Below are 18,749 nucleotides of genomic sequence, written 5' to 3'. Positions count from 1 at the left end.
CAGGAGTGAGCATGAGCACGGAAAAAGTGGCGATCGTCACCGCCGGCGGCAGCGGCATGGGCGCGGCGGCGGCGCGCAAACTGGCGGCCGACGGCTGGCGCGTGGCCATCCTGTCTTCCTCCGGCAAGGGCGAGGCCCTGGCGCAGGAACTGGACGGCCTGGGCATCACCGGGTCCAACCGCTCGCCCGAAGACCTGGCGCGGCTGGTGGACGCCACCCTGCAGAAATGGGGCAGGATCGACGCGGTAGTCAACAGCGCCGGCCACGGCCCCAAGGGTCCGCTGCTGGAAATCAGCGACGAGGACTGGCACCTGGGCATGGAGTTCTACCTGCTGAACGTGGTGCGCATCGCGCGCCTGGTCGCGCCGGTGATGAAGCAGCAGAAATCCGGCGCCATCGTCAATATCTCGACCTATGCCACCTTCGAGCCGGAAGCGTTGTTCCCCACGTCTGGCGTGTTCCGCGCCGGGCTGGCCGCCTTCACCAAGGTGTTCGCCGACGAATACGCCGAACACAATGTGCGGATGAACAACGTGCTGCCGGGCTTCATCGACAGCCTGCCTGAAAAGGAAGACCGCCGCACGCGCATCCCGATGGGTCGCTACGGCACCGCCGAAGAGGTCGCCGATCTGATCGCCTTCCTGGCTTCCGACGCCTCTTCCTACATCACCGGCCAGAACATCCGCATCGACGGCGGCATCACGCGCTCGGTCTGAATCCCATGCTTTTGGACTAGTCCCTCGTCCGAATGACGGTATTGAAGCCCGCCCTGGGCTTCAGTACCGTAGGTTTTCGCATTCGACGAGGTGCCTGCGCATGTCCGCTACGCCGTCAGCGGCTGCGCCGCAGTCCGCCGATCTCTCCCACCGCAAACCCACCCCGGGCCAGGCCTCGCGCTTCCTGGCGCAGGCCACGTTCGGCCCCACGCCCGCCGACATCGACGCCGTGGTGCGCGACGGCTACGCGGCCTGGCTGGACGCGCAGCTGGCCATGCCGCCGTCGCAGACCCACTTCGATTGGCTGCTGCAACAAAAAAAGAACACCGAGGAGTTCAAGGGCAACGGCATCAACGCGCCCCTGGAATCCACGCTATGGCGCAAGTTCATCGCCGCGCCGGACCAGGTGCGCACGCGGGTGGCGTTCGCGCTGTCCGAGATCTTCGTGGTGGGCGTGTCGTCGATCACCGCGTCCTGGCCGCTGTTCGGCGCCGCCGGCTTCATGGACCTGCTGGCCGAGCATGCCCTGGGCAATTATCAGCAGCTGCTGACGGCCGTGACCCGCAACCTGTCCATGGGCTGCATGCTGACCTATCGCGGCAACCGCAAGGAAGATCCCAAGACCGGCCGCCATCCCGACGAGAACTACGCCCGCGAGGTCATGCAGCTGTTCAGCATCGGCCTGCTGGAGCTGGAGCCGGACGGCGCCGTCAGGATGGTGAACGGCGCGCCGGTGGAAACCTATGACAATGCCGACGTGCAGGGCCTGGCCAAGGTCTTCACCGGCTGGGACATCAACGGCCCGGAAACCGATGTGGAGTTCCACCGCCGGCCCATGGCCCTGAACAACGGACTGCATTCCCTGGCTGAAAAGCGCTTCCTGGGCGCGGTGGTGCCGGCGGGCACCGACGGCCACCTGTCGCTCAAGCGCGCCATGGACGTGATCTGCGCCCACCCCAACGTGGCGCCCTTCATTGGCACACAACTGATCCAGCGGCTGGTCACCAGCAATCCCAGCCGCGCCTATGTCGGACGCGTGTCCGCCGCCTTCAACGACGATGGCGCCGGCGCGCGCGGCAACCTGAGGGCGGTGGTGCGCGCAGTCTTGCTCGACCCCGAGGCGCGCAACCCCGACCTGGCCGCCCCCGGCTGGGGCAAGGTGCGCGAACCCATCGTGCGCTTTGCGGCCTGGGCGCGGGCTTTTGGCGCCACCTCCAACAACGGCGCCTGGGCCATGCCGGACACCACCGACAACACGATCCGGCTGGCCCAGAGCCCGATGCGTTCGGCCAGCGTCTTCAATTTCTTCCGCCCGCGCTACGTGCCACCCGTGACGGAACTGGCGCGCCAGCACCTGGTGGCGCCGGAACTGCAGATCACCGACGAGACCAGCATCGCCGGCTACCTGAACTTCCTGGCCATTTATGTGGACCGGGGCTGGGAGGATCTGCAGACCCCCTACAGCGCCGAGATCGCGCTGGCCCAGGATCCGTCCGCGCTGGTGGCGCGGGTGGCGCTGCTGCTGGCGGGCGACGCCTACTCCGCCGAGACCGCCGCCGCCATCGCTCGCGCCGTAGCCACGATACCCGCGGGCCGGCCGCGCGACCGGGTGCGCGCCTCTATCATGCTGGTGGCCGCCAGCCCCGAATACCTGGTGCAGAAATGAAGAGCTCCCGCTCCGATGCGCAGACCAGTCGCCGCGAATTCCTGCTGCGCGCCTGCGCGCTGGGCGCCACCGGGGCCGCCGCGCCGCTGGCGCTGAACCTGGCGGCGCTGGGCGCGGCGGCGGCGCAATCGACGCCAGCCTCTTCCTACAAGGCGCTGGTCTGCGTGTTCCTGTATGGCGGCAACGACCCCTACAACTCGCTGGTGCCCTACGACGCGGCTTCATACAAGGCGTATGCCCAGGCGCGCACTGACATCGCGCTGCCGCGCGACGCCCTGCAGGCCACCGCGCTGCGCGGCAAGCAGCCCGCGCCCGGCGGCGTGCAGTTCTCGCTGGCGCCGTCGCTGGCGCCGCTCAAGCCCTTGTACGAAAGCGGCGACATGGCGGTGCTGCTGAACATAGGCCCGCTGGTCGTGCCCACGTCCAAGCAGGAATACATAGGCGCGCGCGTGCCCTTGCCGCCCAAGCTGTTCTCGCATAACGACCAGCAGTCGTACTGGCAGGCGCTGGCGCCGGAAGGCGCCGCATCGGGCTGGGCCGGAAGGCTGACGGACCTGTACGCCGATGCCAACGCGCAACGCACCTTCACAGGCATTACCGCGGGCGGCAGCAGCGTGCTGCTGGCCGGGCGCAAGATCGCCGGATACCGCGTGGGCATCCATGGTTCCACGCAGATAGACCTGCTGACCCGCGACATGTATGGCTCCAGCGCCTGCACCGCCTTGCTGCGCCAACTGATCACGCAGCCGCGCGAGCATCTGATGGAACGCGAGATGTCGCGCATCGCCGCGCAGTCCATCGACGCCGACACGCGCCTGCGCGCAGCGCTTGCGGACGTGGCCGTGCCCGGCGATTTCTCATCGCCACTCGCGCAGCAGTTGAAGATCATCGCCCGCATCATCGCCGCCAGGCAGGCGCTGGGCGCGCGCCGCCAGGTCTTCTTCGTGTCGCAGAACGGCTATGACAATCACGCGGGCCTCAACGACACCCACCCCGCCCTGCTCAAGGAACTGGGCCAGGCCCTGGCCGCGTTCCAGCAGGCCTTGTCGGCGATAGGCGTGGCCGACCAGGTGACCACCTTCACCGCATCCGAATTCGGCCGCACCCTGGGTTCCAACGGCAACGGCTCGGACCATGGCTGGGGCTCGCACCACTTCGTGCTGGGCGGCGCCGTCCAGGGCGGCCGCTACTACGGCAGCCATCCGGAAATCGCCCTGGACGGCCCTGGCTTCGTCGACAACGGCCGCCTCTTGCCCACCCTGGCCGTGGACCAGTTGGGCGCGTCCCTGGGCGCCTGGTTCGGCGCTGGCCGCGAGGATCTGGGCCTGGTGTTCCCGAACCTGCGGCGCTTCGACGCGCAGGCGCTGGACCTGCTGCCGCGCGCCTAGGGCCGCGCCGGCAGCGGCGGGCTCATAGCTGCCGCGCCTGTTCGCGCAGCAGGTACTTCTGGATCTTGCCCGTGGCGGTCTTGGGCAGCGGGCCGAACACGAAGGTGCGCGGCACCTTGAAGCCCGCCAGCCGGGTGCGGCAGAAGCCGGTCAATTCGTCCGCGCTTGCCGCGCAGCCGTCCTTCAGCGTGACGAAGGCGCAGGGCGTCTCGCCCCATTTGGCGTCGGGCCGCGCCACCACCGCCGCTTCCAGCACCGCGGGGTGCGCGTACAAGGCATCCTCGACCTCTACCGTCGAGATGTTCTCGCCGCCGGAAATGACAATGTCCTTGGCACGGTCCTTGATCTGCATGTAGCCATCGGGGTGCACCACGGCCAGATCGCCGGTATGGAACCAGCCGCCCGCGAAGGCCTCGGCGGTGGCCTGGGGGTTCTTCAGATATCCCTTCATCAGCGTGTTGCCGCGCATCATGATTTCGCCCACGGTGACGCCGTCCGGCGGCACGGGGTCCAGGGTGGCGGGATCCAGCACGCGGACCTGTTCCATCGTGTGCTTGCGCACGCCGATGCGCGCCTTGAGCGCGGCCTGTTCCTCCAGCGGCAGATCGCTCCAGGCCTCGTGCCAGGCGCAGCTGATCGACGGACCATAGCTCTCGGTCAGGCCATACAGGTGCGTCACGTCTATGCCCAGTTCATCCATCGCCGCAATCACGGCGGCCGGCGGCGGCGAGCCGCCCGTAAGCACCTGCACCGGACGCGCGGTGCGGCGTTTGATTTCTGGCGGGCTGTTGATGAGCATGCCCAGCACCACCGGCGCGGCGCAGAAATAATCGACCCCGTGCGCCTGAATGGCATCGAAGACGGCGCCGGCCTCGACCCGCCGCAGGCACACGTTGGTTCCGGCCAGCAGCGCAATGGTCCAGGGAAAACTCCAGCCATTGCAATGGAACATCGGCAAGGTCCACAGGTACACGGCATGCTGGCGCATGTCGCAGGCCAAGGCGTTGCCCATCGCATTCAGGTAAGCGCCGCGATGGTGGTACAGCACGCCCTTGGGGCTGCCGGTGGTGCCGGAGGTGTAGTTCAGGCACAGCGACTGCCATTCGTCCGCCGGCCAGAGGAATCCGGCCTGCGCATCGCCCGACGCCAGCAGCGCCTCGTAGCTCATTTCCCCGATCAGCTCGCCCGGCCCGCCGTACTCGGGGTCGTCGATGTCCACCACCCGGATCGGCCTGCGAATCTTGGCCAACGCCTGTGCCATGACCGGCGCGTACTCGCGGTCCGTCAGCAGCACCGTCGCCGCGCCGTGCTCCAGGATGAAGGACAACGTTTCCGCGTCCAGCCGGGTATTCAGGGCATTGAGCACCGCGCCCGCCATGGCGACGCCGAAATGGGCTTCGTACAGCGCCGGGATGTTGGGCGCCATCACGGCTACCGTATCGCCAGGCCGCACGCCCAGGCGCGCCAGCCCGCTGGCCAGCTGGCGGCAGCGCGCGTAGGTCTGTCGCCAGCTCTGGCGCAGCGCGCCGTGGATGATGGCGGTGCGCTCCGGATAGACCTTGGCCGCGCGCTCGATGAATGTCAGCGGAGTAAGCGCCAGGTGGTTGGCGCTGTTGCGTGCGATATCCAGGACATGATGGTCGGGTGTGTCGGCGGGCATCGGAGTCTCACAGAGGCGTAGCGCTCACCGCGCCCTTCAGGCGGCGGCTTGCGGGGACAGGCCGCGCAGCGTGGCGCGCAGCAGGGAATCGCTCAGGTCCGCGTCCGCCTGCATCAAACGCCGCAGCAGGCGATCAGGGCTATCGCCGGAAGTTTCCAGATGCCAGCCGTACAGGTGCAGCCCGTTCAGCACGTAGGCATCGTCCAGGCCTTCCAGGACGGCATTCCGGCGCGGCGCGCGCGCGGACGGCGGCAAGGCATTGTCGGCGCAGTCCGCCACCAGAATGGAAGTCGGCTTGGAAAAATAATCCGCCACCCGCGCGCGGGCTTGCTCGAGCCGGCGCAGTGCCGCGGCATCCAGCGGTTCATCCGCCAGACGCACTTTGAGCAGCACGTTGCGCTGGTCGAGTTCGACGATGTGCAGGTCTTTCTCGACCCAATCCGCATGGACCGGCACGTTCTTGCGGCGGAAGACTTCCGCGGCCGCCAACCCCGCTCCCAGGCCTTCGCCGGCAAGCAGCTGCTTGAAGAAATCCCGCTCGGCCATCGCGCGATCCAGTTCCTGCAGCTCCAGGTCGAGCGCATGGCGTTCGCGCAGGCACTGCGCGCGGCGGGCATGCAATTGCTCATCCGCCGCGCCGCGTTGCAGATCCAGCCACGCCGCCAGGCGCACGCCGCTGCGCTGGCCCAGGCGTTCTATGCAGCGGCGCAATTCCCGCAGGAACAGCGCCGCGCCCGCCTCGTCCTGGGCCAACCCCGGCGCCAGCGCCGGCAGCAGCAGCAGGCGGCCGGGCGGTTCGCTGGCGTAGCTGGCCAGCGTCATGCCCGACCCTGTCTCCAGAATGCTCGCGCCCGGCGCCGCAGACAAGGTCGCGCCAGGCTGAAAACAGCGCGCGGCTTCGGTGAAGAGCGTGCGGAAAGGCTCGCCCGCCTGCCGTGGCGCGGCGTCGCCCTCGAGCGCCTGGCTGCTCACCGTCCGGGGCAGGAGAGGCTCGGACCAATCGTAGGGAAGGATGTCTTGCAGGGTATGCACGCCCACCGTGCGCGGCGCGGGAACCAGGACGACCAGCGTGCCGCCCGCGCCCAGCAGGCGTTTGAACTGCTCGCGCCAGTGGCGGCTGGTGGCCAGCAGCCATTCCGAGGCGCCCACGCCCAACACCGGCGGATCGGTGCGTTCGCAGGCGGCCTCCAGCACCGGGTACAGCCCGGCGGGATCCCATATGAGCACGTCCGCCCGGTCCAGCGACGCGGGCTGATCAAAGGACAGGACGGCATCCAGGCCATGGGGCGCGAGTGCCAACGCAAGGTCGAGCGTAGAAATATTCATATCGCTAATCCGTACTTGACTTTCGAAATCAATATATCATAAAGTCTAGTTAACTAGACAAATATACAAATCCTATATACATATCCCGGAACCCAGCTGTCATGTCCACTATTACGAACGTACGCAGCGAGCCCCCCGTCGCCAGCCCTGTGGCGCTGGACCGGGACTCCCCTCTGCCGCTCTATGTGCAGATCAAGCGGCGCGTGCTGATGATGATCCTGAATTGGCAGCAGGAAAGCGACCGCTTCCACACCGATCATGAGCTGAGCGAGCAATTCGACGTCAGCCGCATGACGGTGCGGCAGGCCATCCAGGAACTGGTGGACGAGGGCTATCTGCGGCGGGTCCGCGGGTCCGGCACCTTCGTCTGCGCCCCCAAGATCGACGAGCAGTTCAGCCCGGCCATGGACTTCATCGACCAATGGTCGGCGCACGGCCGCCCCCTCAGCCTGCGGGTGCTGCACTGCGCCCAGGAGCCCGCCTCCAACGCCGTGGCGCGCGAGCTGGACGTGACGCCGGGCACGCCGGTCTGGAGCATTCTGCGCCTGCGCACGGTTCAGCAGGTGCCGATTTCGATCGACTACCGCTATGTGCGCGTCGACCGCATCCCGCACATCGACGCCCGCCAGGCCGAGGCCGGTTCCCTGCTGGAACTGATCGGCCGCCAGGTCGAGCTGGCCTACGGCAACCTCAAGATCGAAGGCGGCGCGGTGCAGGCCGAACATGCCGACTACCTCAGCCTGCTGCCCGGAGACCCGGTGCTGACGCGGCACCTCGTGTATTTCGACAAACAGGATCGGCCGGTCATGTCCGGCCTGTCCCACTACCGCGCGGACCAGGTCCGGTACTCGGTGCGCGTGCCGCTGCAGAACGGCGCAGGCAAGACGGACCAGGTGTCGGACTCGCTCGAGTTCCGCAACCCCTCAGGCGTAGGGGACTAGCCCGACTACGTTTTCGCTGTTCGTGGAAGTTGCTGCACACCCCAAATCCCGCATCAGGTACAGGAGTAGCACCATGACTTGCATAAAGACGTTTCTGGAGTTCTCGCGGCGCGCAGCCATCGCGCTGCCGGCCGCCGCGCTGATGCTGGGCATGCACGCCGCCAGCGCGCAGGACGCGGTACGGATCGGGTCCATCCTGTCCGTGACCGGTCCCGCCGCCTTCCTCGGCGAAGACATGAAGGCCGGCATGGAAATGGCCATCGACGACATCAACGCCGCCGGCGGCATCGGCGGCAAGAAGGTCGAATGGGTGTTCTACGACGCCGAGAGCCAGACCGCCAAGGCGATCAACGCCACCAAGCGCCTGCTGTCCCAGGACAAGGTCGACATCATCGTCGGCGGCGGCAACATGAGCGGCATCGCCATGGCCATGGTGCCGATGGTCGACAAGGCCGCTACCCCCTTCATTTCCACCGAAGGCTCGATGCAGATCGTGATGCCGGTGGCGGAACGCAAGTACGTGTTCAAGAGTACCGTGGACGACGATCAGGTGATCGACCGGGTGCTGGACTACTTCGACAAGAAAGGCATCAAGCGCGCCGCCCTGCTGGCCGACAACAGCGGCTTCGGCCAGAGCGCCGTCGAGCAGATGAAGCGGCTGGCCGCCAAGCGCGGCATCGACATCACCTATGAATCCTTCAACCCCGCCGACACCGACCTGACCCCGCAGCTCACGCGCATCAAGAACGCGTCGGTGCAGGCCATCATCTGCTGGACGGTCACCCCGGCTGGCGTGGTGTTCATCAAGCAGGCCCAGCAACTGGGCCTGGACAAGCTCACGCTGGTGCACAGCTACGGCTTCGTCGACCAGCGCTACATGAAACTGGCGGGCGACTCGGTCAAGGACCTGCTGCTGGTCAGCGTCAAGTTCCCGGTGGGCCAGGATCTGCCCGATGCCGATCCCATCAAGACCCGCATCGTGGACCTCAGCAAGCGCTTCGAGGCCCGCTACAAACGCAAGCCCAACCAGTTCGTGGCCCAGACCTACGACGCCATGATGCTGGCCCGCGCCGCCCTGGAAAAAAGCGGCGGCGACAAGGAAAAGACCCGCGAACAGCTGACCGCCATCACCGGCTACCAGGGCGTGGGCGGGGTCTTCAATTTCTCGCCCCAGCGCCACTCCGGCCTGGACAAGGACGACATCGTCATGCTCGGCTACCGGGACGGTCAATTCCGGCTGGCCGACTACAAGTAAGCAGTCCATCTCCGCAACCTCCACTCACGCGCGCCGCCGGCGCGGCAAACCTGGGAGTGCAGTCATGAACGTAGCAAGCGCCGAGCCGCGTACCATCCTGGACGATCCGGAAAGCATCTTTCCGCTGGACCTGGACACCCGGATCCCCAAGATCCGCGATCTCTACCACCTGGCGACGGTCAAGCAGTGGGACCCGCGCACCGACATCGATTGGCATTTGTTCGATGCCTCGCAGTACACGCCTGAACAGCGCTATGCGGCCCGACAGTACTGGAGCCGCCGCGCCTGGAGCGAGTACGGCGCCATTTCGGAAAGCCCTGCCTTGCAGATCCGCTTCTGCCACGACAAGTGCGAGCCCGACCTGCGGCTGTTCTTCACCATCCGCTCGCAGGAAGAAAGCCGCCACGCGGAGGCCTGCTTTCGCATGGCCGAAGCCCTGGGCGGCTACATGGAACAGCCGGCCCAGGCCGCGTACCAGGGTTCGGTCGCCACCCACGGCGTGCGCAAGATGGCGCTGGACCCCGAGGTGTCGGTCGAGGCGATCCTTGCGGCCCTGGTCTGCGCCGCCGAGGAAATCGCGTTCGACGTCTTCCGCCACCTGGTGGAGATCACCCGCGATCCCGTCGCCAAGCAGATCTGCGCCCGCATTATGCGCGACGAGGTGCGGCACTGCGCGTTCGGCTGGCGCTTCCTCGACCACCGCATTCCGCAGATGTCGCCCGCCGAGATCAAGGTGGTGGAGAACGCCGTGATCAACATGATGGAAAAAGTCGAGCTCAACGGCTACCACAGCGCGTGGCTGGCGCCCGACAACCCGGCCTCGCGCGCCGAGATGGAGGTGGACCGGGTCACCTGGGAAGCCGGCCTGGGCTCCACGGTCGAGGAACTGGAGAAGCCCCTGTTCGTGGAAACGGTGCAGCGCGTGCGGCGCCAGATGGAGCCCTGGGGCGTGCACCTGCCCTTGCTGCATCACCCGAAGATCGGCGAATTCTGAATCCAAGGACCTGTCATGAACGCAGCTACGACCAGAATTCCCGTTGAGCGCCGCTTCCCGCTGACGCTCAAGCAGTCCATCACCTCGATCCGCGAACTGTACGAAACCGGCAAGCAGCAGCGCTGGGCGCCCGAAACCGACATTCCCTGGGCCAGCTTCGACATCGGCGCGCTCGACGCCCGGACCCGTGACGCGGCCCGCCTGACCTGGAGCCGCCGCGCCTGGGTGGAATACGCGGGCTTGAGCGAAACGCCGGCACTGCTGGTGCGCCTGTGCCTGGAGAGCGGCCGCGAATCCGATCCCAAGTACTTCCTCACCGTGCGCAACACCGAGGAAGCCTGGCAGATCGAGTGCTTCCACCGCTACGCCACGCTGTTGGGCGGCTACCTGAACCGCCCGCCCAGCCCGCAGCAGGAAGCCATCTTCAACCAATGCCGGCACCGCCAGGTGCTGGACGCCGCCTGCCATGCCGACGCCTTCTTCACCGCGCACGCGGCGGTCGAAGACGGACTGGAACTCGAACTGTTCCGGGCCTACCTGGAGAACGCCCGCGAGCCCGTGGCGCGCCGCATCCTGGAGCAGTGCGTGCAGGCCAAGGAACGCCACGCCACCTTCGGCTGGCTCTACGTCGCGGAACGCGCCGCCGCCTGGTCCGACGCCGACCGCAACGCCGTGGCCGGGGCCGTGTCGGGCTATCTGAACGAGGTCGAACTGCGGGGCTATCACTGCCCCTGGCTGGCCGAACCCGATGGTCCCGAAAGCCAGGCCAACGCCCTGACGGCCGCAGCCGGCCTGGGCGCCGTATCCGCAGACAAGGAATACGAGATCCTGTGGTCGTACCTGGAAACGGTGACGCGGCGTCTGGCCGAATTCGGCGTCGAACTGCCGGGCATCGCGCTGGCTGCGCGCCGGCCCAACTGAGCCAGCACGGAACCCCGCCATGGATATGTCCGCGCAAATCGTCCAACTGCTCGTCGCCGGGATCACCACCGGCAGCATCTACGCCATCGTGGCGGTGGGGTTCAACGTCATTTTCAAGAGCACCGACGCCATCAACTTCGCCCAGGGCGAATGGGTCATGATGGGCGGCATGGTGGCGGCGGCCTGCTACGCGGTGGCCGAACTGCCGCTATGGCTGTCCTGTCTGGCGGCGGTAGCCCTGGTGGCCCTGGCGGGCGGCCTGTCCGAACGCCTGGTGATCCATCCACTGAAGAAGCCCGCGCCGCTGCTGGTGACGCTGCTGAGCATCGGCCTGGCCATCTGCACCAAGAGCCTGGTGATGCTGGGGCTGGGCAAGACCCCCATGGGCTATCCCGCGTTTTCCGGCGACGCGCCCGTGCCGCTGGCGGGCGCGCAGATTCCGCCGCAAAGCTTCTGGGTGATGGGCGTGGCGCTGGTCTTCATGCTGGGGACGCACTTCTTCTTCGAGCGCACGCTGCTGGGCAAGACCCTGCGCGCCACGGCCATCGACCGCGACGCCGCCGCCCTGGTCGGCATCAACGTGCGGCGTTCGGTGACGGTGGCCTTCGTGCTGGCGGCACTGGCCGGCGGCATCGCCGGCGTGATCATCGCGCCGCTGACCTTCACCTCCTATGACCACGGCACCATGCTCGGCTTCAAGGGCTTCAGCGCAGCCATGCTGGGCGGGTTGGGCAGCCTGCAGGGCGCCTTGCTCGGCGGCCTGCTGCTGGGCGTGATCGAGGCGCTGGGAGGCGGCCTGATCTCCTCGCAGTACAAGGACGCGCTGTCCTTCATCGTGCTGCTGCTGGTGCTGTTCTACCGTCCCCAGGGCTTGCTGGGCAAAGCCGAAATCAACAAGGTCTGAAGGGGGTGAAGATGAAATCAGAAATCCACCCGCACGGGGATGGCGGACACCGCGACCTGCGTATCCTGCTGGCGCTGTGGGGCCTTTTCCTGCTGTTTCCGCTGGTGGCGCCGAACAGCTATGCCGTGGGCCTGGCGGTGACGTTCAGCATCAACCTGATGCTGATCGCCAGCCTCAACCTGCTGATGGGCTACTGCGGGCAGATCTCCATGTGCCAGGCCGGCTTCTTCGGCCTGGGCGCCTATGTCAGCGGCGCCTTGTCGGCCAAGTACGGCGTTCCGGCGCTTGCCAGCATCCCGGCCGCGCTGGCGGTCGCAAGCACGGCGGCGCTGCTCATCGCCCTGCCCGTGCTGCGGCTGCGCGGACATTATCTGGCGATGGCGACGCTGGGATTCAACGCCATCCTGTCGGTGCTGTTCGTCGAACTGGTGGACTTTACCGGCGGCCCCAACGGCCTGTCGGGGGTCGAGCCCATCACCGTCGCGGGCTACGCCTTCGATACCGACCGCCGCTTCTTCTACCTGGCCTGGGCCGCCGGTTTGTTGCTGATGTGGGGCTTCCTGAACCTGACCCGCTCGCGCATCGGCCGCGCCATGATCAGCGTGGCCGGCAGCGAGGTCGGCGCGGCCAGCCTCGGCATCAACACCTATGCGCTGAAGGTGGCGATCTTCGTGCTCTGCGCCGCGGTGGCGGCCCTGGCGGGAACTTTCTACGTGCACTTCAACCAGTTCGCGTCGCCGGAGACCTTCAGCTTCTCGGCCTCGGTGCTGCTGCTGGTCATGGTCGCGGTCGGCGGCTGGGGCAAGTATTGGGGACCGCTGTTCGGCGCGCTGGTCTATACCGCCGTACCGGAGTTGCTGCGCGCCTTCCATGACGTCGAACTGCTGCTGTTCGGGCTGGGCATGATCCTGGTCCTGATGTTCTTTCCGGGAGGACTGGCGGGACTGGCGCAGCGGCTGTGCCGGCGTCCCAGAAGCTTGCCGGCTACCCCGGTGACGGCAACAAAGGGCAAGGTGCGCCATGGCTGATCACGATTTCCTGTCGGTGCGGGACCTGGGCATCAACTTCGGCGGACTGGCCGCGCTTGCCGACCTGTCCTTCGACCTGAAGCAAGGCCAGATCAAGGGCCTGATCGGCCCCAACGGCGCGGGCAAGAGCACCTTGTTCAATATCGTCGCCGGCCTGCTGCACCCGGGGCGCGGCGAGGTGTGCTTTCGCGGCCGCCCGGTACGCGGCCTGCCGCCGCACCAGCGCGTCAGGCTGGGCATCGCCCGCACCTTCCAGAACCTGCAGATCTTCAAGGACCTGACGGTGCTGGAGAACGTCATGGTGGGCTGCCATGCGCGCTTCGGCTCCGGCCTGTGGGCCTGCATGCTGCGCACGCCCAGGCAGCGCCGTGACGAACGGCAGATGCGCGACATCGCGATGCAGCGGCTGGAGCAGCTGCACCTGGCCCGCCACGCCGACGTGCTGGCCGCGGACCTGAGCTTCGGCCAGGCCAAGATCCTCGAAATCGCGCGCGCCCTGGCCGCCGACCCCACCCTGCTGCTGCTGGACGAGCCCGTCGCCGGCGTGCCGCATGCCGAAGTGGCGCAGGTGGCGCAGGTCATACGCGAAGTGAACGCCAGCGGGGTGACCGTGCTGCTGGTCGAGCACAACATGAGCTTCGTCATGCAGCTGTGCGACGACATCCTGGTGCTGAACTACGGCCGCAAGATCGCCGAAGGCCGGGCCGACGCGGTGCGCGCCGATCCCCTGGTGCTGCAGGCCTATCTCGGGGAGGACATGCCCGATGCTTGAAATCACCAACCTGTGCGCCTCGTATGGCGCGGGCGACGTGCTGCGCGAAACCAGCCTGGAGATTCCCGCCGGGCAGATCGGCTGCCTGCTCGGCGCCAACGGCGCCGGCAAGACCACGGTCATGCGCAGCCTGAGCGGCCTGCTACGGCCCCTGCGCGGCAGCGTCCGCTTCGAAGGCGAAGCGATCGAGGCGCTGACCGCGGACCGCATCGTCGACCGCGGCATCGTGCTGGTGCCGGAAGGCCGGCGCGTGTTCGCGCCCCTGTCGGTCAGCGAAAACCTGGAGATGGGCGGCTACAAGCTGCTGAAGCAGCGCCGCCAGACGGAGTTCCGCCGCAATCTCGACTTCGTCCTGGACCTGTTCCCACGGCTGTCCGAACGCGCCCGCCAGCCCGCCGGAACGCTGTCGGGCGGCGAACAGCAGATGGTTGCGATAGGCCGGGCGCTGATGAGCAGCCCGCGCCTGCTGATGCTGGACGAACCCTCCATGGGCCTCGCGCCCCTGGTCGTGAAGGATATCTTCCTGTCGCTGCGGCGGCTCAAGCAGGAAGGGCTGACGCTGTTCATCGCCGAACAGAACGCCAGGCTGACCTTGAGCGCCGCGGACTACGGCTACGTGCTGCAGGAAGGCCGGGTGGCGTATTCGGGCAGCGCCCAGGCGCTGCGCGACGATACACGGGTACAGGCTGCCTACCTGGGCGCCTGACAGGAGACAGGTGAAGCGATGACGTGTTCTTCCCAGGAGCAGGCGATCGATCCGGAGCAGGAAGCGCAGTACAACCTGCGCGCCCGGCATCCCGAACGCGAGGAAATCTACTTTACCTATGCGCGCCGCAGCGCGGACACGCGTAGCCGGCCCGAGGCCCGCCTGGACCTGCGCTTCGGCCAGCGGGCTTCCAGCGTGCTGGACCTGTTTGTGCCCGAGCATGTGCCGGCGCCGCCGCTGCTGGTCTTCATCCACGGCGGCTACTGGCGCGCCCTGGACAAGCACGGCTTTTCGTTTATCGCCGACGAGTACCTGGCGCGCGGCGTGGCGGTGGCGCTGCCCAACTACACGCTGGCGCCGCACGCCAGCGTCTCCGACATCGTCGACGAGGCCTGCACGGCCGTGTCCTGGCTGACCGCGCAGGGCGAGCGCCACGGCTACGACGCCAGCCGCATCGTGCTGTCCGGCCACTCCGCGGGCGGGCATATGGCCGCCAGGGCCTTGTGCCGCGACCTGGTTCCCGCGCTGGCCGGCCGGATACGCGGCTACGTCGGGCTGAGCGGGCTGTTCGATCTGGAGCCGCTGCTGCGCACTTCCATCAACCGCGATCTCCATATGAGCGTGTCGGAAGCCCGCAACCTGGGGATGTACCAGCGCGCCGCGCTGTACCAAGTCCCCATGGTGTTCGCGGCCGGCGCCCTGGAAACCGAGGGCTTTCGCGGGCAAAGCCGGGATTTTTCACAGCATTGCGCCAGCCACGGCTACCAGGTCGAAAACCTGGTGGTGCCGCAACGCAACCATTTCGATCTGCTGACCGATTTCGCCGGCGGCGGCTATCCGCTGTTCAACAAGACGCTCGATCTGCTGCTGCCCGGCGCGGGCCGGGCCTGATCTTTCACGAGGAGTCCACATGGCAGGCCAACCACTCAATCCCGCGGGCGTCTGCGCCCCCCTGGGCCCCTATAGCCAGGGCGTGCTGACTGAAGGCGCCGGGCGCTGGCTGCACATTGCCGGCCAGGTGGGAGTATCGTCCGAGGGCGAGCTCGCAGCAGGCTTCGAAGCCCAGGCCCACGCTGCCTGGCGCAACATCCAGGCCATGCTGGAGGCCGCGGGGATGAATGCGGGCGACCTGGTCAAGGTCGTAACCTACATCACCGACGAAAGCCAGCTGCCGCAGCTCGGCCCCGTCAGGCTGGCCTATCTGGGCGAGGCCCGTCCCGCCGCGACCCTGGTCGTAGTGCGGGCCCTGGCGCGGCCGGAATGGCTGATCGAAGTGGAAGCGTCGGCGTACAAGCCTGCATGACCCCCGCGGCGGCATCGCCCGAAGGAGAGTGAGCATGTTCGAGGACCTACGCAACAAGCGGGCCCTGGTGACCGGCGCCTTCGGCGGACTGGGCGCGGAATTCGCGCGCACCCTGGCCGCCGCCGGCGCGCACGTGGCCCTGGCCGGACGCAGGCTGCAGGCCGGCGAGCAACTGGCCGCGGAACTGGCCGCGGAACTGGCCGCCGCGGACCGGCGCACCTGCGCCATCGCGCTGGACGTGACCCAACCCGACAGCGTCGCAGGCTTGTTCGATGCCGCGTCCGAGAAACTGGACGGCGCCATCGACATCCTGGTCAACAACGCCGGCATCACCACTACCCGTCCGGCGCTGGAACATACCGAGGCCGATTGGAGCGACGTGATCGACGTCAACCTGAACGGCACCTGGCGCGTGGCGCAGGCGGCAGGCCGCCACATGCAGGCGCACGGCGGCGGCAGCATCATCAACATCGCCTCCATCCTGGGGCTGCGCGTGGCCCAGCAGGTACCCGCCTACGCCGCCTCCAAGGCCGCACTGATCCAGCTGACGCAGGCCCTGGCGCTGGAATGGGCGCGCCACGGCATCCGCGTCAATGCGCTCGCGCCCGGCTATATCGAAACCGACCTGAACCGCGAATTCTTCGCCAGCGACGCGGGACAGGCGCTGATCCGGCGCGTGCCGCAGCGCCGGCTCGGACAGGCGCGGGAGCTGTCGGCCCCGCTGCTGCTGCTGGCTTCCGACGCCTCTTCCTTCATGACCGGTTCCGTCCTGGTCGTGGACGGCGGACATCTCATTTCCACGCTTTGACTCCGGGACGCAACATGGACTTCAGCCTCACGCCAGAAATCGAAAGCTACCGCCTGCGCATCAAGGACTTTGTAGAGACCCACATCCTGCCGGTGGAGGCCGACCCTGCCTCCTACGACGAACACGAAAACATCCGCGAGGAAGTCTTGCAGCCGCTGCGCCGCCGCGCCCGCGAGGCCGGGCTGTGGGCGCTGCAGATGCCGCGCGAACGCGGCGGCCAGGGGCTGTCGCGCGTCGGCATGGCGGCCTGCTACGAAGAAATGAACGTGTCGATCTTCGGACCCGTGGTGTTCAACAGCGCGGCGCCCGACGACGGCAACATGATGGTGCTGGAGAAGGTCGCCACCGACGCGCAGAAGGCGCGCTGGTTGCAGCCCATCGTGGACGGCAAGGTACGCTCCTCGTTCGCCATGACCGAACCGCATCCGGGCAGCGGTTCGGATCCATCCATGATGCTCACCAGCGCCACCCTGAAAGACGGCAAGTGGCGCATCCACGGCAAGAAGTGGTTCATCACCGGCGCCGGCGTGGCGCAGCACTTCATCCTGATGGCCAAGACCTCGGACGATCCGCGCAAGGGCCTGACGGCCTTCCTCTTCGACGCGAACCAGCCCGGTTGGCGTATCGAACGGCGCATCCCCATCATGGGGCCGGAGGAACACGGCGGCCACTGCGAACTGGTGTTCGACGGACTGGAAATCCCCGATGAAAACCGCCTGCTCGGCGTGGGCGACGGCCTGAAGGTCACGCAGATCCGCCTGGGACCCGCGCGGCTGACGCATTGCATGCGCTGGCTGGGACTGGCCCGCCGCTCCCTGGCCATCGCGCGCGACTACGTGGCGACCCGGCAGAGCTTCGGCACCGCGCTGGCCGAGCGCGAAGGCGTGCAATGGATGCTGGGCGAATGCGCCATGGCGATCGAGATCGGCCGCCTGTTGACGATGCGCGCCGCCGTCGCCCTGGACCAGGGCAGCTACGCGCGCAAGGAAGTCTCGATGGCGAAGATCGTCGTCTCCGAAACGCTGCACAAGGCGGTCGATACCGCCATCCAGCTGACCGGCGCGCGCGGCTATTCGCGCGATACGGCCTTGGCCTGGATCTACCGCTACGCGCGCCAGGCGCGGCTGGTCGATGGGGCATCCGAAGTGCACAAGATGGTGCTGGCGCGATTCCTGATGGACGAGGGCGACGAGTTCTGGCATTGGCAGGCGCAGGAACAGGCCGGGGCGCAATCGTGACGGGCGCGACAGTGGAGACGATTGCTGGCCAGGACGCGCTGGCCGCCTATCTGGTGCGCGCGGGCTATGCCGGACAAGCCGGCGAAGTGGCGCTGCGCCGCCTGGCCGGCGGCCAATCGAATCCGACTTACATCGTGGCCACGGCCCGCGGCCAGTATGTGCTGCGCAAGCAGCCGGCGGGCAAGCTGTTGCCCTCGGCGCACGCCATCGACCGCGAGTTCCGGGTCATGCGGGCGCTGGAGCGCAGCGACGTGCCCGTGCCGCGCATGCTGGACTATTGCGCCGACGACAGCCTGCTGGGCACTCCCTTCTACCTGATGGACTATGTGCAGGGGCGCACCTTTGTCGACCCGACCCTGCCAGGCCTGGACCCGGCCGAGCGCGGCGCGATCTACGCCGAAACCAGCCGCGTGCTCGCGGCCCTGCATGAGTTGGACTACGTGGCCCTGGGCCTGGAAAGCTACGGCCGGCCCGGCAACTACTATGCCCGGCAAATCTCGCGCTGGACGCGGCAGTACCGCGAAAGCCGGCCCGCGGCGGACCTGCCCCCCATGGAGTCGCTGATCGACTGGCTGCCCCGCAACATTCCCGCCAGCGACGAAACGCGGCTGGTGCATGGCGACTTCCGCCTGGACAACCTGATCTTCCACCCCACCGAGCCCCGCGCCCTGGCCTTGCTGGACTGGGAGCTTTCCACGCTGGGGCACCCGCTGGCGGACCTGGCCTATTACTGCATGTGCTGGCGAGTGTCGCCGCAGCTGTGGCGCGGCGTGGCCGGATCCGATCTCGGCGCGCTGGGGATCCCCACGGAGGACGAGGTCGTGGCGGCGTACTGCCGGGCGCGCGGGCTTGCCGGTGTCGCCGATTGGGGCTTTTACCTGGCCTACAGCTTCTTCCGCATGGCCGCCATCCTGCAGGGGGTCGCCGCGCGCGCTTCTGGCGGCAACGCGGCCGCCGACGACGCCCAGTCCATGGGCGCCAAGGTGGCGCCGCTGGCCGAGCTGGGGTGGGAGTGCGCGCGCAGCGGCGGCGCGGATTGAAGAACAGGATCAAAGGACCTGGTTGAGGAGCCGGGTCAATGAGCCGGCCGCCGTCGGCCGGGCTGGCGCCCGGGGCGCAACCG

Annotated in this window: 18 protein-coding genes; 16 read left to right on the top strand and 2 right to left on the bottom strand. The window is 67.6% G+C overall.

Going from position 1 to position 18,749, the window contains the following annotated elements:
- Positions 1-11: 11 nt before the first annotated feature.
- The 3 genes from AC3WOB_RS06220 to AC3WOB_RS06210 all read left to right on the top strand — a co-directional run bounded on the left by AC3WOB_RS06220 (position 12) and on the right by AC3WOB_RS06210 (position 3,770).
- A complete protein-coding gene (locus AC3WOB_RS06220; RefSeq protein WP_013395812.1) occupies positions 12-716 on the top strand; it encodes an SDR family oxidoreductase in 705 nt (234 codons plus the stop codon).
- A 100-nt stretch (positions 717-816) separates the two neighbouring features.
- Entirely contained in the window at positions 817-2,382 is a 1,566-nt protein-coding gene (locus AC3WOB_RS06215) for a DUF1800 domain-containing protein (RefSeq protein WP_492274525.1), read from the top strand.
- The gene (locus tag AC3WOB_RS06210) at positions 2,379-3,770 is read left to right on the top strand and encodes a DUF1501 domain-containing protein (RefSeq protein ID WP_492274524.1); all 1,392 of its coding nucleotides are present in this window, start codon (positions 2,379-2,381) and stop codon (positions 3,768-3,770) included. Before AC3WOB_RS06215 ends, AC3WOB_RS06210 begins: the two co-directional genes overlap by 4 nt.
- Before the next feature lie 22 nt (positions 3,771-3,792).
- Here the strand turns inward: AC3WOB_RS06210 and AC3WOB_RS06205 are convergent, their stop codons facing one another.
- Positions 3,793-5,430, bottom strand: coding sequence for an acyl-CoA synthetase (locus AC3WOB_RS06205; RefSeq protein WP_492274523.1), 1,638 nt, complete (start codon positions 5,428-5,430; stop codon positions 3,793-3,795).
- 36 nt (positions 5,431-5,466) lie between these two features.
- A complete protein-coding gene (locus tag AC3WOB_RS06200) occupies positions 5,467-6,756 on the bottom strand; it encodes a hypothetical protein (RefSeq protein WP_492274522.1) in 1,290 nt (429 codons plus the stop codon).
- 101 nt (positions 6,757-6,857) lie between these two features.
- Here AC3WOB_RS06200 and AC3WOB_RS06195 point away from each other — a divergent pair, with 101 nt between their 5' ends.
- The 13 genes from AC3WOB_RS06195 to AC3WOB_RS06135 all read left to right on the top strand — a co-directional run bounded on the left by AC3WOB_RS06195 (position 6,858) and on the right by AC3WOB_RS06135 (position 18,666).
- Positions 6,858-7,697: a GntR family transcriptional regulator gene (locus tag AC3WOB_RS06195; RefSeq protein ID WP_492274521.1), complete on the top strand. Its 840-nt coding sequence runs from the start codon at positions 6,858-6,860 to the stop codon at positions 7,695-7,697.
- A gap of 73 nt (positions 7,698-7,770) precedes the next feature.
- Positions 7,771-8,952 (top strand): ABC transporter substrate-binding protein, encoded by a 1,182-nt coding sequence (locus AC3WOB_RS06190; RefSeq protein ID WP_013395818.1) that lies wholly within the window; start codon positions 7,771-7,773, stop codon positions 8,950-8,952.
- 64 nt (positions 8,953-9,016) lie between these two features.
- The gene (locus tag AC3WOB_RS06185) at positions 9,017-9,946 is read left to right on the top strand and encodes a ferritin-like domain-containing protein (RefSeq protein WP_013395819.1); all 930 of its coding nucleotides are present in this window, start codon (positions 9,017-9,019) and stop codon (positions 9,944-9,946) included.
- Positions 9,947-9,961: 15 nt separating this feature from the next.
- Positions 9,962-10,867, top strand: coding sequence for a hypothetical protein (locus tag AC3WOB_RS06180; protein WP_492274520.1), 906 nt, complete (start codon positions 9,962-9,964; stop codon positions 10,865-10,867).
- A gap of 19 nt (positions 10,868-10,886) precedes the next feature.
- Positions 10,887-11,771 (top strand): branched-chain amino acid ABC transporter permease, encoded by an 885-nt coding sequence (locus tag AC3WOB_RS06175; RefSeq protein WP_013395821.1) that lies wholly within the window; start codon positions 10,887-10,889, stop codon positions 11,769-11,771.
- Positions 11,772-11,782: 11 nt separating this feature from the next.
- Positions 11,783-12,799 (top strand): branched-chain amino acid ABC transporter permease, encoded by a 1,017-nt coding sequence (locus AC3WOB_RS06170; RefSeq protein WP_492274519.1) that lies wholly within the window; start codon positions 11,783-11,785, stop codon positions 12,797-12,799.
- A complete protein-coding gene (locus tag AC3WOB_RS06165) occupies positions 12,792-13,571 on the top strand; it encodes an ABC transporter ATP-binding protein (protein WP_013395823.1) in 780 nt (259 codons plus the stop codon). The genes AC3WOB_RS06170 and AC3WOB_RS06165 overlap by 8 nt, the downstream gene beginning before the upstream one ends.
- Complete coding sequence (locus AC3WOB_RS06160; protein WP_207465698.1) at positions 13,564-14,277, top strand: ABC transporter ATP-binding protein; 714 nt, start codon at positions 13,564-13,566, stop codon at positions 14,275-14,277. The genes AC3WOB_RS06165 and AC3WOB_RS06160 overlap by 8 nt, the downstream gene beginning before the upstream one ends.
- Before the next feature lie 18 nt (positions 14,278-14,295).
- Positions 14,296-15,168 (top strand): alpha/beta hydrolase, encoded by an 873-nt coding sequence (locus AC3WOB_RS06155; RefSeq protein WP_492274518.1) that lies wholly within the window; start codon positions 14,296-14,298, stop codon positions 15,166-15,168.
- 19 nt (positions 15,169-15,187) lie between these two features.
- A complete protein-coding gene (locus AC3WOB_RS06150) occupies positions 15,188-15,580 on the top strand; it encodes a RidA family protein (RefSeq protein WP_492274517.1) in 393 nt (130 codons plus the stop codon).
- 34 nt (positions 15,581-15,614) lie between these two features.
- Positions 15,615-16,388: an SDR family NAD(P)-dependent oxidoreductase gene (locus AC3WOB_RS06145; RefSeq protein WP_492274516.1), complete on the top strand. Its 774-nt coding sequence runs from the start codon at positions 15,615-15,617 to the stop codon at positions 16,386-16,388.
- Positions 16,389-16,402: 14 nt separating this feature from the next.
- Positions 16,403-17,626 carry an acyl-CoA dehydrogenase family protein gene (locus AC3WOB_RS06140; protein WP_492274515.1) on the top strand — a complete coding sequence of 408 codons (1,224 nt, stop codon included), beginning with the start codon at positions 16,403-16,405 and terminating at the stop codon, positions 17,624-17,626.
- The gene (locus tag AC3WOB_RS06135) at positions 17,623-18,666 is read left to right on the top strand and encodes a phosphotransferase (protein ID WP_492274514.1); all 1,044 of its coding nucleotides are present in this window, start codon (positions 17,623-17,625) and stop codon (positions 18,664-18,666) included. The genes AC3WOB_RS06140 and AC3WOB_RS06135 overlap by 4 nt, the downstream gene beginning before the upstream one ends.
- Positions 18,667-18,749: the final 83 nt, after the last annotated feature.

Source organism: Achromobacter sp. FW305-C-30-7 (assembly GCF_058783105.1).
This window is presented reverse-complemented; position numbering and strand designations above follow the sequence as displayed.

Excerpts from the sequence above, each read along its gene's own strand:
- AC3WOB_RS06210 (WP_492274524.1), top strand. The coding sequence starts at position 2,379 with ATGAAGAGCTCCCGCTCCGATGCGCAGACCAGTCGCCGCGAATTCCTG.
- AC3WOB_RS06185 (WP_013395819.1), top strand. The coding sequence starts at position 9,017 with ATGAACGTAGCAAGCGCCGAGCCGCGTACCATCCTGGACGATCCGGAA.
- AC3WOB_RS06165 (WP_013395823.1), top strand. The coding sequence starts at position 12,792 with ATGGCTGATCACGATTTCCTGTCGGTGCGGGACCTGGGCATCAACTTC.
- AC3WOB_RS06180 (WP_492274520.1), top strand. The coding sequence starts at position 9,962 with ATGAACGCAGCTACGACCAGAATTCCCGTTGAGCGCCGCTTCCCGCTG.
- AC3WOB_RS06170 (WP_492274519.1), top strand. The coding sequence starts at position 11,783 with ATGAAATCAGAAATCCACCCGCACGGGGATGGCGGACACCGCGACCTG.
- AC3WOB_RS06205 (WP_492274523.1), bottom strand. The coding sequence starts at position 5,430 with ATGCCCGCCGACACACCCGACCATCATGTCCTGGATATCGCACGCAAC.
- AC3WOB_RS06140 (WP_492274515.1), top strand. The coding sequence starts at position 16,403 with ATGGACTTCAGCCTCACGCCAGAAATCGAAAGCTACCGCCTGCGCATC.
- AC3WOB_RS06175 (WP_013395821.1), top strand. The coding sequence starts at position 10,887 with ATGGATATGTCCGCGCAAATCGTCCAACTGCTCGTCGCCGGGATCACC.
- AC3WOB_RS06220 (WP_013395812.1), top strand. The coding sequence starts at position 12 with ATGAGCACGGAAAAAGTGGCGATCGTCACCGCCGGCGGCAGCGGCATG.
- AC3WOB_RS06215 (WP_492274525.1), top strand. The coding sequence starts at position 817 with ATGTCCGCTACGCCGTCAGCGGCTGCGCCGCAGTCCGCCGATCTCTCC.
- AC3WOB_RS06195 (WP_492274521.1), top strand. The coding sequence starts at position 6,858 with ATGTCCACTATTACGAACGTACGCAGCGAGCCCCCCGTCGCCAGCCCT.
- AC3WOB_RS06150 (WP_492274517.1), top strand. The coding sequence starts at position 15,188 with ATGGCAGGCCAACCACTCAATCCCGCGGGCGTCTGCGCCCCCCTGGGC.
- AC3WOB_RS06145 (WP_492274516.1), top strand. The coding sequence starts at position 15,615 with ATGTTCGAGGACCTACGCAACAAGCGGGCCCTGGTGACCGGCGCCTTC.
- AC3WOB_RS06160 (WP_207465698.1), top strand. The coding sequence starts at position 13,564 with ATGCTTGAAATCACCAACCTGTGCGCCTCGTATGGCGCGGGCGACGTG.
- AC3WOB_RS06200 (WP_492274522.1), bottom strand. The coding sequence starts at position 6,756 with ATGAATATTTCTACGCTCGACCTTGCGTTGGCACTCGCGCCCCATGGC.
- AC3WOB_RS06155 (WP_492274518.1), top strand. The coding sequence starts at position 14,296 with ATGACGTGTTCTTCCCAGGAGCAGGCGATCGATCCGGAGCAGGAAGCG.
- AC3WOB_RS06190 (WP_013395818.1), top strand. The coding sequence starts at position 7,771 with ATGACTTGCATAAAGACGTTTCTGGAGTTCTCGCGGCGCGCAGCCATC.